At 65.0% G+C, this 12,874-nt stretch carries 5 protein-coding genes; 4 read left to right on the top strand and 1 reads right to left on the bottom strand.

Annotated elements, in window-relative coordinates; genetic code table 11:
* Window positions 1-54 precede the first annotated feature (54 nt).
* The 3 genes from QF092_RS16685 (at window position 55) to QF092_RS16695 (ending at window position 10,585) form a co-directional block, all read left to right on the top strand.
* Complete coding sequence (locus QF092_RS16685; protein ID WP_281465648.1) at window positions 55-7,365, top strand: type I polyketide synthase; 7,311 nt, start codon at window positions 55-57, stop codon at window positions 7,363-7,365.
* Window positions 7,362-8,702 (top strand): aminotransferase class I/II-fold pyridoxal phosphate-dependent enzyme, encoded by a 1,341-nt coding sequence (locus tag QF092_RS16690; protein ID WP_281465650.1) that lies wholly within the window; start codon window positions 7,362-7,364, stop codon window positions 8,700-8,702. Before QF092_RS16685 ends, QF092_RS16690 begins: the two co-directional genes overlap by 4 nt.
* A 62-nt stretch (window positions 8,703-8,764) precedes the next feature.
* Window positions 8,765-10,585: a glycosyltransferase gene (locus QF092_RS16695; RefSeq protein ID WP_281465652.1), complete on the top strand. Its 1,821-nt coding sequence runs from the start codon at window positions 8,765-8,767 to the stop codon at window positions 10,583-10,585.
* A 21-nt stretch (window positions 10,586-10,606) separates the two neighbouring features.
* On the opposite strand, the gene QF092_RS16700 is transcribed toward QF092_RS16695, so the two are convergent.
* Window positions 10,607-11,440: a class I SAM-dependent methyltransferase gene (locus QF092_RS16700; protein WP_281465653.1), complete on the bottom strand. Its 834-nt coding sequence runs from the start codon at window positions 11,438-11,440 to the stop codon at window positions 10,607-10,609.
* 80 nt (window positions 11,441-11,520) lie between these two features.
* On the opposite strand from QF092_RS16700, the gene QF092_RS16705 reads away from it, so the two are divergent.
* Window positions 11,521-12,828 carry a capsule biosynthesis protein gene (locus tag QF092_RS16705; RefSeq protein WP_281465655.1) on the top strand — a complete coding sequence of 436 codons (1,308 nt, stop codon included), beginning with the start codon at window positions 11,521-11,523 and terminating at the stop codon, window positions 12,826-12,828.
* Window positions 12,829-12,874 lie beyond the last annotated feature (46 nt).

Genomic DNA, 12,874 nt, shown 5'->3' on the forward strand with positions numbered 1-12,874 from the left:
ATGTGACAGTGCGCAAGGCGCTGTTTTGTTTACATTTATTAACGAGTGTGCTGAGTGGCAAAAAAGATTCACGTCACGGGTTGGGCCTGCCGCCTGCCGGGTGCAAACTCGGTCAAGGACTTGGCCGACGTGCTTTTTTCGGCACGCGATACCGTGACGGAAATCCCCGAAGATCGCTGGTCTCGGCAGTTTTTCCTGCATCCTGTGCCGGGGACGAAGGGGAAGGCCTATACTTTTGCGGCGGGAGTCGTGGAAGATCTGTGGGCATTTGACGCGGCCCCGTTTGGCATATCGCCGCGCGAGGCGGGGCAGATGGACCCTCAGCAACGTTTGCTGTTGCAGGTCGTTTGGGAGGCGCTGGAAGATTCGGGCCTGCCGCCCGACAGTCTGGCAGGGCAGCATATCGGGGTCTATGCGGGCTGTTCCGCCATGGCGCATGCGGCGCGGCTTGCGCAGGACGCCGCGCTGACCGACGCGCATTTGATGACGGGCAATACCTTGGCGCTGGTGTCGAACCGAGTGTCCCATGTGTTGGACCTGCGGGGGCCGTCGATGACGGTGGATACTGCCTGTTCATCGTCGATCGTGGCGATGCGGTTGGCAGAAGAGGCGCTGCTCCGCGGAGAGATTGATGTGGCGGTGGTGGCCGGGGTGAACGCCCTGCTGGACCCGATCCATTACATCGGCTTTTCGGCGGCGCGGATGCTGTCGCCAAAAGGGCGGTGCCAGCCCTTTTCGGCCATGGCGGATGGTTATGTGCGGGCAGAGGGGGCGGTGGCCTTTGTCCTTGAACGTCGGACGGCGCGCGAATTGGGCGCGCGGCGGTCGCATGGAATCCTGCGCGCGGTGGAGGTGAACACCGACGGGCGCACATTGAACGTCGCCTTGCCGTCAATGGAGGGACAGGCGGCCCTTCTGCGCAAGGTTTATGATCGGGCTGGGGTGGACCCGGATGCGCTGGCCTTTGTGGAGGCGCATGGGACCGGGACACTGGCGGGGGATCCGGTGGAGGCGGGTGCGCTGGGCCGGGTGCTGGGTCAGGCGCGGACGGCGGCGCTGCCTATTGGATCAGTGAAGTCGAATATCGGGCATCTGGAGCCTGCATCGGGCGTGGCGGGTATGCTGAAGGCGCTAATCGCGCTGGAGCGACGGGTGCTGCCATCCAGTTTGCATGCGAAAACGCTTAATCCCGGGATCGATTTTGAAGGATTGAACCTGAAGGTGGCGCAAGAGGCGCTGCCCTTGGGAGAGGGGCCTTTGCTGGCGGGGGTGAGTTCCTTCGGTTTCGGCGGGGCCAATGCGCATGCGATTGTGGAACGGGCGGAGGTGTCGCCTGTATCCGAAACCCGCGGCGGCGCAGAAGGCGACGCGCCGATTCTATTCCTATCCGCGGCAAGCGAAGCGGCATTGGTGCGGATGATGGCGGCGTGGCAACCGCTGGTCGCGGGGGAGGCTGCGGGAGGTGGCCTGCAGGAGTTGTGTGGGCAGGCGGCGACCTATCGCGGGCGGCTGGCGCATCGCGCGGCGCTAATCTGTGACGCGCCTGAGGAGGCCGCTTTGGCCTTGGCGCGGGGGGCGCAAAGCAAGGCTGACCTGCGGCTTGTCACTGGTCGGTCCGATCTAGTGGAGGCAGAGGTGGCCTTCGTCTTTTCGGGCAACGGGTCGCAATATGCCGGCATGGGCCTTGATGCCATGGCACACGATGCCGCCTATGCGAAGGCCATGGGGCAGATTGACCGGGCCTTTCGGGGTGTGGCGGGTTGGTCGATCATCGAACGGCTGGCGGCGGGCGATCTGGAAACGCAAATGGGCGATGCAGTCGTCGCGCAGCCTCTTTTGTTCGCGGATCAAATCGCGCAATTCCGCGCCTATCAGGCGCGCGGCCTGCGACCGGCCGCGGTGATGGGCCATTCAGGCGGCGAGGTGGCCGCGGCCTATGCTGCGGGCGCGCTGTCGCTGGGCCAGGCGGTGATGGTCACGCATCTGCGCAGCCTTGCGTCACAACCTTTGCGCGGGGCAGGCGGGATGCTGGCGGTACAGGCCACGGCCGAGGATATGCGCGTGGCGATTGCGGCGTTCGGCGGCGGGGTGGAACTGGCCGCCGAGAACAGCCCGCGTAGCGTTTCGGTGGTGGGAGAGGGGGAGGTGCTAGACGCCTTTCTGCGCCATGTGCGGCGGGTGCTACGCTGGCCTGCGGTGAAGCTGGCGATCGACTATCCCTATCATAGCAAGGCTTTCGATCCGGTGGCCGAAGCGTTGCGAGACGCCTTGCGAGACCTGCGACCACGGGCCGTGCGTATTCCCTTCATCTCGTCCGTCACAGGGCAAGAGATGGCGGGGGAGGCCTTGGATGCGGATCATTGGGCTGCGAATGTGCGACAGCCGGTGGCCTTTCTGCCGGCCATGGCGGCGCTGCGGGCGCGCGGAATCCAGGCTTTTCTGGAAGTGGGGCCGTCGCCCGTCTTGCAGACCTATATGACGGGATGTCTGGAGGGTGCGGGCTGCGCGGTGCTGCCGGGGCTTGACCGGGGTGAGGATGAGGCGGCGGCGGCGGGGATCAACCCTGTGGCGCGGGTCGTGGCGCGGGCGGTGGTGGCCGGGGTTGCGTTGCAGGGTCATACGGTCTTGCCGCGCGCCACGTCGCATCGGGACGATCTGCCGACCTATCCTTGGGAGCCTGAGCAAGTTCGGATTGATCAGACCCCCGGCATCCTGAACCGCTTTGGCGATGGGCTGCGGCAGCATCCCTATCTGGGCCGCGAAGAAGGGGTGGATGCGCGGCTTTGGTATTCGAACATCGATGCGGTGATGGTGCCTGCCTTGGCCGACCACCAGCCGGGTGGGCGCGTGATCCTTCCGGGAACTTGGCTGGCAGAATTGATGCTGGCGGCGGGGGCTGAGACGCTGGGCCCCGGTGGGGTTGCCTTGCAGGATGTAGATTTTCTGGCCCCCGTCGTTCTGACGCGCCAGAGCATGACCGAGGTGCAGGTGCGCGCCTTGACCGATCAGGGGCGGATCACAATCGGGTTCCGCGCAAGGGGCGAGACGGGGCCTTATCGCGTGCAGGCGCAGGGTCGGTTCGAACGCGCCTTGCGGATTGAGGATGAGGTGGCTCCGCCTGACCCTCGCCCAAGGACTGGAGACAGGACAGGCGCGCGGCTTTATGTAACGGCGCGGCGTTTGGGCCTGCATTACGGGCCAGCCTTCGCTTTGGTCGAGCGTGAGCGGAGGCCTGCGCCCGGTGTGGTGGAGGTGTTCCTGCGGGAGCATGAGCCGATGGACGGGCCGAGGACGCGCCTTCTTCTGGATGTGCCGGGGGCTGATGCGGCGTTCCATGCCCTGATCCCGGCGCTGGAGGAGACAGAGTTTGAGCGTGCCGGTCTGGGCTTTGTTCCGGTGCGGATCGGTCGGCTTGTCATTGCGCGGCCCGGGGCAGTGGTCGCGTCGGCGCGGGTGATGCTGCGGCTGAAGGGGGCGCGGTCGCTTTTGGCCGATTTCCTTTTGTTCGACGGCGACGGGCAGTTGATCGCGCGGATCGAAGCGGCACGGTTTCAGGCGGTGCGGTTGCAACGAGACGTGGCGCTTCCTGTGCATGGGTTCCGGCAGATCGCGCTGCCCTTGCCGCGGTCAGAGGCGGCTGAAGAAGTGGCAGAGCGTGTCGTTGCCGCATTGGAGGCTGCACCTGCCCTGCCGGATGAAGAGTATTTTCTCATCGAGGCAGCAGCGCAGGCGCTTGCGGCAGAAGGCATGCGGGCCTTGGCGCGGGATGGTGTTGTCCGGGCACCCTTGCCATCGGTCTGGGCCGAAGGCATGGCGGGCATCGCCTTGCGGGCCGGGATGGTGCGCGCCGTTGAGGGCGGATGGCAGTTGACCGAGGCCGGGGCTGCGGCGATGGCCGCGCCTTTGATTGCGATGATCACGCAAGAGCGTCCCGATCTGGTGCCAGAGGTGGCGATCCTGACCCACTTGGCGCGACGGGTGACCGGGCTTGTCGGGCTTTCCCCCCCTGACTTGCCCGGGGCCGAGGACGTGTTCGGACGGGCGGCCCTTGATGCGCTGCGGATGGGATCGGTCTTTCGGCAACGGCGGCGAGCTGCTTTGGCCGATGCGGTTATTGGGGCCGTTGCAAGGGTACGACCGGGGGTCGCCTTGCGGATTGCCGAGGTGGTGCAGGACACGGCGCAGCTTTTGCCGCGCCTGACCGACGCAATTGCCCCCGGGCTTGCCACCTTTTCCGAGATTGTCCTGCCCGGGTCAGAGGATGGGCCTGTCGCACGGCCAGATCGCGTGGCGCGACTGGAGGCGACAGCGCAGGCTTTGCGAGCGGCGGGGGGGCATGACCTGATCCTGTCGGAAGGGGCGCTGTCAACGACTGGGGTTCCGCTGGTGCGGCTTGCCGAGGGGCTTTTGCCGGGCGGGCGGATCATTGCCCTTGAGGCAGAACCGTCGGATTTTGCCGATCTGGTTTGGGGTCTGGATGAGGGATGGTTTGCGGAAGGCGTGACTCCGGACGGGCCGCTTTCGCCTTTGCAGACTGGGGCGGATTGGTTGGCGGCCGTCGAGACAGCCGGGCTTGTGGCTAAGCTGCACGCGATGCCTGACGCGTTTGGTGCGGCGCAACTGGTTTCGGCGGCGCGCGTGGGAGGGGGCGAGACGAAGCTGCCTATGCCGGGAGGTGAGAGCGACCCGGCTTTGGCGGCGGCGGTTGCCCATGGCTTGGCGCAGGACGTCGATACGGTGATGGCGGTGGGGGGCTGGACTGTCGCGGTCTTTCCTCAGGTCAAGGCGGTGGCCGATCCTGCGGCGCAGCTGGCCGGGCGTGTGCTACGGCTGCGGGAACTGGTGACTGAGGCCACTGTGTCACCGCTGCTGTTCGTGGTCCCGGCGGGGAGTGGGCTGGGGGTCAGTGATCCGGGCCAAGCAGCGGTTTGGGCCTTAATCCGGTCGGCGGCGAATGAACATGCGACAGTACCTATGCTGCGCTGCGATTGTGATCCAGAGCTGCCTGCCGCGGATGTGGGGTTGCAGCTGGCACGACTGATCGCGTCGGGAACGAGTGAGACGGAAATTGTTATCGGGCGGGACGGCGTTTCGGCGCTGCGCGTGATGCAAGGTGTGGTGGATGCCGGGGCGGCTGCGCAGGACAGTGTAGCGGAGCGTGCCGTGCTGCGGCCTGCGGTGGCGGGTGGAATTGACGATCTGCGCTGGCAGCGCGAGACGCGTCAGGCACCGGGGCCGGGTGAAGTGGAGATTGCGGTCGCGGCCACGGGTCTGAATTACCGTGACGTGATGTGGTCTATGGGCCTTTTGCCGGAAGAAGCGCTGGAGCGCGGCTTTGCTGGATCGACGGTTGGGCTGGAATGCGCGGGACGTGTGCTGCGCTGCGGGCCGGGGGTGACGGGGCTTGCACCTGGTGATGCGGTGCTGACCTTTGGGCCGTCCTCTTTTGCATCGCATGTGACGGTGGAGGCGCGGCTGGCGGCGCGGCTGCCCGACGGCATTGCGCCCGAAGCGGCGGCGACATTGCCGGTGGCGTTTTTCACCGCGTGGTATGCGATGGTCACCTTGGCCGGGTTGGAGGCTGGCGACTGGATCTTGGTGCATGGGGCAGCGGGTGGCGTTGGACTTGCTGCCTTGCAGATCGCGAGACATCGCGGGTTGCGGGTGATCGCGACAGCGGGGTCGGAGGTGAAGCGGTCTTTCCTTGCCGCCGAAGGCGTGGAGCATGTGCGGGATAGCCGCACGCTTGACTTCGCCGAGGCGGTACGGGGGATCACCGGTGGGCGCGGTGTCGATGCGGTGCTGAACGCTTTGGCGGGTATGGCGATGGAGCGCAGCCTTGGTTGCCTTGCGCCTTTTGGTCGGTTCCTTGAGCTGGGGAAGCAGGATTTCTACGCAAATACGGCCGTGGGCCTGCGGCCTTTGAAGGAAAACATCGTCTATCACGGGATCGACGTGGATCAGGTGATGGCTGCGCGGCCCGCCTTGGCGGCGCGGGTCTTTGCTGAGGTGATGGCGGCCTTTGAGGCGGGGGCATTGCGCCCCTTGCCCTATCGCGCCTTTGCCGCCGATGAGGCGGTGTCGGCGTTCCGGCTGATGCAAAAGTCTGGGCATATTGGCAAGGTCGTGGTTGTGCCGCCCGATCCGGCAACGGTGCGGGATGAGGAAGGTGCCTTGGGCCGCTTTGCCCCGTCAGCATCGGGCTGGCATTTGATCGTGGGCGGTCTGGGCGGGCTTGGCCTTGATATGGCCGAGTGGCTGGTGGCCTCTGGTGCGCGGCGTTTGGCCCTGATGGGGCGGCGCGGTGCGGTCGAAGGGCCTGCGGTCGAGGCGATTGCCCGCTGGCGACGGCAGGGGGTGGAGGTACGCCCCATCGCCTGTGATGTGGCGGATGGCGTGGCACTGGAGAAGGTGCTGGCCGATCTGGTGCCGCTTGCCGGGGTGATCCATTCGGCGATGGTGCTGGAGGATATGCCACTTGCGTCGATCACGGCGGAGGTTCTGGACCGGGTGCTGCCTGCGAAAGTGGCGGGGGCGGCACATCTGGATCGGCTGACGCGGGGGATGGCGCTGGAGTATTTCGTGCTGTTCTCGTCGATGGCGACGTTGATCGGCAATCATGGGCAATCGGCCTATGTGGCGGCGAATGGCTATCTGGAAGGGATCGCACGGTCGCGGCGGGCAGAGGGTCTGCCGGGGCTGGCGGTTGGCTGGGGCGCGATTTCCGACGTGGGCTATCTGTCGCGGGACCGTGAGACGGCGGCCTTGGTGCGGCGGATGTCGGGGGGGGCAGAGTTCACTGGTGTGCAGGCGACGCGGGCGCTTGAGCGGCTTTTGTCGCTGGGCGAAGTGGTGGGGCCTGTGGTGCATGTGTCGCCGATGGGGTGGAACGCGGTTTCCGTCACATTGCGGACGCTGGGGGAACCTGCTTTTGGCCTGTTGAAGGCGCTTGGGCGGAGATCTGAAGCGGAGGTTGGTGAGGATGATCTGCGGTCGGTCCTGACGGGCCTGACAGAGGCGCGGGCGGCGGAACGGCTGGAAGCGTGGCTGGTGGGGCGGGTGGCGCATATCCTTCAGGTGCCGGAAAAATCGGTCGCGGCGACCAAACCTGTCTCTGATCTGGGCGTGGATTCGCTGATGGGCGTGGAACTGGGGCTGACGGTGCAGCAGACGCTGGGGGATGATATCCCGGTGACCCTGATTTCCGATGCGCTGAGCCTGCGCGAAATCGCGCTGCGGATCGTGCGGCATCTGCATGGCGCAGGCAGCGGAGGCGAAGAGGCTGTAGGCGAGGTTCATTTGGCAGAGCAGCATCTGGGGTCGGTCGGAGCGTTGCGCGGTGGCCGAGCGGAGGCTGCAGAATGATCGATGGCACGCCAAGTAAGGCCGATCTGGTGGCGGCGGCGCGGGCGGCGGCGCAGCGGCGCGGCTCGCGTCCTGTTGCCGTGGCCGAAGGGGCGCGTGGGTTCGACAGTCTGCCCGATTGGCGCGACAGCCAGCGGATGAAGCAGGTGGGGGCTTTGGTCGGTGTGGCGACGCCCTTCTTTCGACGGCATGAGGGGCGCGCGGGTGCAGTGACCTGCATCGACGGGCGAGCTGTGGTGAACTTTGCCTCATATGACTATTGCGGCTTGAATGCCGATCCGCGGGTTGCCGAGGCGGCGAAGGCGGCGATCGACCTTTATGGCGTGTCGCCGTCGGGAAGCCGGTTGGTTGCTGGATGCCGCCCGGTGCATGATGCTCTGGAGCAGGCTCTGGCGCGGCATTATGAGGCAGAGGCCGCGCTGACCTTTGTCAGTGGGCATTCCACCAATGTTTCGACCATCGCGCAGGTGATCGGCGAAGGTGATCTGATCCTGCACGATGCGCTATGCCACAATTCCATCCTTGTCGGGGTGAAGTTGTCGGGGGCGGCGCGGCGATCCTTTCCGCATAACGATCTGGCGGCGCTTGAGGCGCTTTTGACCGAAAACCGCGGGCTTTACCGCAATGCCCTGATCGTGACGGAAGGCCTATTCTCGATGGATGGCGATGTGCCGCCATTGGCCGGGCTGATCGCCTTGAAGCGGCGGTTTGGCTGCTGGTTGATGGTAGATGATGCCCATGCGATGGGCTGCGTGGGGGCGAGGGGGCGCGGTAGCTTTGAGGCGGCTGGGGTGGCACCGGGTGAGGTGGACATCTGGATGGGTACGCTGTCGAAGACCTTGGCGGCGACGGGGGGCTATATCGCGGGCAGTTCGGTTCTGATCGAAGTGCTGCGCGACCATGCAGCGGGCTTTGTCTATTCGGTGGCGTTGGCGCCCGCACTTGCAGCGGCAGCAGAGTGCGCGCTGGGCCTGTTAACGGAAGAGCCCGAGCGGGTGTCGCGGTTGCAGGCCAATGCGGCGGCCTTTCTGGCAGCGGCGCGGGCGGCGGGTTTGGAGACCGGATCGGCAGGGCCTTATGGCATCGTGCCGGTCATGGTGGGCGACAGTCTGCTGGCTGCAAAACTGTCAGAGCGGTTGCTTTCGCGGGGGATCAACGTGATGCCGGTGATGTTTCCGGCGGTTCCCATGCAGAGCGCGCGGTTGCGCTTTTTCCTAAGTGCGCAGCATGAGGCAGAGCAGATTGTCGCGGCGGTGACCGCCACGGCGGACGAGATGGACAGTTTGCGGCGGGAGGGGTTTGGGTCGGCTATCCCCCCTGCGGTCTTGGGTTTGTAACGAGTTCGGGTGCAAGGCCGCTGGGGGGCGGCGCTGGCATCCATGTGTGAAGGAAGGCTGCCATGAGTCCGTTCGACCGTCGTCTTGAGGTCATGACTGCCACGCGCCTGCAAGGTTTGCTTACGCCATTCGCGGGCATTCCGGACAGCCTTTACCTGGCGGAGGGCAGTCGTGCCGAAGTGGGCGAGGATGGGCTGTATCGACTTCCGCCGCGTGGTCGATTGGAGACGGACAGTTATTTCAATGCGTTCTACCTGAATTTCTGGCGCGCCCATGGGCGCTTGGCCCGCGTTGGTGTGTTGTGCCGGGTGCAGGGTGCGGTTGCGGTGCAGGTTCTGGCACATATGGCGGGCGGCGGAGTACGTGTCGTCGACGACTGGATGGAAGTGGGTGACGGTCAGGAAAGCCTGCATTGGGTCTGGGCCGAAGTCGGCGACATCGGCGCGCCGGAGGTTCTGCGGCTTAGCCTGTCGGTGGCGACGGTGGATGGTGCATTGATCGAGGAAATGGCCTTCGTGACAGAGCCTGTCATTGGGCCCGTGCCGCGTCTGGTTGTCGGTATTTGCACGATGAACCGCGAGGTCCTGCTGGAGGGGACCTTGACGGCGTTGGCTGAATTGGCCGAAGAGACGCCGCTTTTGCAGCGGGTGCTTCTGATCAATCACGGTCGGCCATTCCAACGGCCAGAACTGCGGAAACTTTTAAAGCAGCCTCTGTTCCGCAAGGTGCAGCAGGCCAACCTGGGCGGCAGCGGCGGGTTTGCCCGCGCGATGCTGGAGGCGCAGGAGGGTGAAGAGGGGCCGACGCATCTGTTGTTGATGGATGATGACATCCGGCTTGATCCACGGGTCATTCTGCGCGCCATGGCCTTTGCGCAAATGGCTGGTGAAGTGGCGGTGGGTGGGCAGGCGCTGGAACTGGAACGCCCGCATCGGTTGCAAGAGGCTTGGGGGCAGCTCGGCCGGAACTGGTTGCCTATGGTCGAGGGAGTGGGCACCGATCTGTCGGACCCAGCGTCGATGCAGCTTTGGTCACGGGTGCCTAAGGCCGACTATAACGGCTGGTGGTTCTGCCTGATCCCCATGTCGGCCCTGCGGCGCTGTGGCTTGCCCATCCCCTGTTTCATTCGGGGGGATGATATCGAATATGGGTTGCGACTGCGTGAGGCCGGGGTGCCGGTGGTGCCATTGCCGGGGGTTGGGGTTTGGCATGCCTCGGTCCGCTATAAGCATGCGGGCATCGTGCATTACTATGATCTGCGCAACAGCCTGATCACAGCGGCGGCGCATCCACAGCTTGGTGATCTTCCGGGTGCGATGCATGTAATGGGCTATGTGCTGCATCATCTGTTGGTGCATCGCTATCGTTCGGTGGAAGCATGCCTCATGGCCTTGCGCGATTTTCTGAACGGTCCGGATATGGCGCTGTCGACGGACGCGGCGTGGCTGCATCGGCAGGTGACCAAGACTGTCGAGTCGGTAAAGGCCCCGGAACGCTGCGAGGCACCGCAGACAGGGATGCGCCTTTTACAGCCTTTTTCAGTGAAGGACCCCGATCCTTCGCCATGGCAGGTGGTGCTTTTGGTGCTGCTTGTCCTGTTTCGGCCAGCGCAGCACGGTATCAGGCTATTGCAGAAGGGCGCGCCTGACCCGATGCGGATTGCCGGGTTGCCCTACCTTCTGGCGCTTGATCCCGAGGGGAAAACCTGCCTCGTCCTGCGGCCGCATCGGCTGCGGTTTATCGGCTATCTGGCGCAGACCCTGTGGCTGGGGTTGCAATATGCGCTGTGGCGGAGGGCGGCGCGGCGCAGTTGGGGCCGCGCGCTGCCCCGTTTGTTGAGCCGGGACCATTGGTTGCGGGAATTCGCCACCCGAAGCCTTTAGGTTTCTGGGTCGGACCGGAGGTCAGGGGCGTTGCAGGATGCAGGCGAAATCGGCGCGTCGACCGGTGCGGTATTCTTCATATTCGGTGCTGCCGGGCATATCTGCCCATTTCCAGCCATAGGCACGAAACGGCCATGGCACGCGGGCCAGTTCGGCGGCGCGGCGTGGGATATCCGCCTGCAGCGCAGCAAAGGTGTGTGGCGTGATGTTGTGGTAGCTGTGGAAGATCAAGCCGCTGGATTGTGCCGCGACGCGGAGTTCTGCTTCAATCGCGGCATGGTCGCCTTGGCGGTATCCAGCCGAGAAGGCGATGATCGCGCCGTTTCGGGCGCAACGGGTGGCTTCGGCCAGATAGGTGGACAGGCCGAAATAGGTGGGTGCGCCGACGGAGAGGACGAGGTCAGCGCAGCCATCGGGCAGGTTGATACGGGGGCCTTGCCCCTTCACGACCCGGCTGCCGGGTATCTGTCCAAGGAAGCGCGCCGCCTTGCGGGTGACGGTGCCGTTGCGATCCGTGCCGATCAGGCGGGCCTTCGGGAAAAGGGCATGGGCGTAGAAAAGGCCGCCACCTTGGCCGCAGCCGACATCGAGAATGACCTGCGGGTCGGGTTTCAGATGGGCAATCAGGTCGTCCAGAAGAAGATGATACATCATCGCGCTCGCCTCTTCTCCGGCCAGTTCGGGAAGGGCGCGGAGGTCGGGCGCAAGGGGCAGGTATCCGCCGTTGAAGAAGCGTTTCCGCGCAACTGGCGAGAAGCGGTACAGCACCTCATAGGCGGCAAGGTCAAAAAGGTGGAAGGCAAGCCGACCGAGCGCCGGGCGTGTGGCATGACGAAGGCGGACAAGATCGGGCATGAGGGGGCACCAGCACGGATAAGCAACCTTTACGCTCTTTGGCAAAACATAGAGCCGGGACGGATGCAAGGAGCAGTGGCATGCGGGTGATGCTGTTGCAGGGGCCGCCGTCGCCCTTTGCGCGTGAGTTGGGCGAGGCGCTGGCAGCGCGTGGACATCATGTGACGCGGGTGCTGTTGAGCTTTGGCGATTGGCTTTATGGCCGTGGGCGGGGCGCTGTACTTTGGCGTGGTGCCTTTGAGGCCTGGGAGGGATGGGTTGAGGCGCGTATGCGTGCTGAGGCAATTACCCATCTGGTCTATTACGCCGACCGACAGCCCCATCACGTGGCCGCGCAGCGGGCGGCGCGGCGGTTGGGTGTGCGCTGTGTATCCTATGAAAACGGGTATCTGCGGCCGGATTGGATTGTGCTGGAGGAGGGGGGGCAGGGCGCGTTTTCGCATTTCCCCGCCGATCTGGCGCTGGTGAAGCGATTGGCAGCAGGCTTGCCGGAGCCGGACATGACGCGGCGCTATGGGCATGGCTTTGTGCAAGAGGCCGTGGCCGAAATGGCCTGCCATCTGGGCAACTGGGCCTTTGCGCCTTTCTTTGGCGGGTTTCGGGCGGATCGGGCGGTGCATCCCGTCTTGGAATACCTGTCCTACCTTCCGCGCCATGTGCAGGCGCTGCGGGGGGCGGGCCCCGCCAGGCAGGCGGTGGCGGCATTGGCGCATGAGCAGCGGCCCGTGCATCTGTTGGCGCTGCAGATGGCGGGGGATTACCAGATTCGGGCAAATTCGCGGTGGCGCGACCTGCGGGATTTCGTGGCCGAGGTTCTGTCATCCTACGCGCAGCATGGCCCTGCCGATGGCGTGCTGGTCGTGAAGCGCCATCCGATGGACAATGGTTGCATCACTTGGCCGGGCGTCGTGCGGCAAATGGCGCGGCGGGAAGGCATTGCAGACCGGGTTGTGTTTCTGGATGGCGGCGACCTGGCGCGCCTACTTGGGGTGGTGGCCGGCTGCGTGGTGGTCAACAGCACTGTGGGGTTGCATGCCTTGCGGGCGGGTCGCCCAGTGCTGTGCCGGGGGATTGCCGTCTATGACATGCCGGGACTAACGCATCAGGGGGGGATGGATGCGTTCTGGTCCGCGCCCGAACCTCCTGATGCGGAGGGTGTGGTGGCCCTCGTGCGTTTGATGGCTGCTGCGATCCACGTGCGGGGGGATTTTCTGGCAGCAGAGGGGCGGCGGGCAGCCATTGCCGCCATGGTTCAACGTTTGGAGTGCGGCTTGGCGCAGCCTTTCGGGGCCCAACTGCCAGTTCCTCCAAGGTTGGTGCAGGCGAAGGCGATGGGTCTTTTGACCGATCCGTGGCACGCGAATCAACTGGACAGCAAGGGAACGTAGGCTGCGCAGGTCGAAGAGCAGGTGATCTTGGAAGGGCTGCGTTGAG

This window comes from Fuscovulum ytuae (genome assembly GCF_029953595.1).
In the GTDB taxonomy this organism is placed as follows: Bacteria; Pseudomonadota; Alphaproteobacteria; order Rhodobacterales; family Rhodobacteraceae; genus Paragemmobacter; species Paragemmobacter ytuae.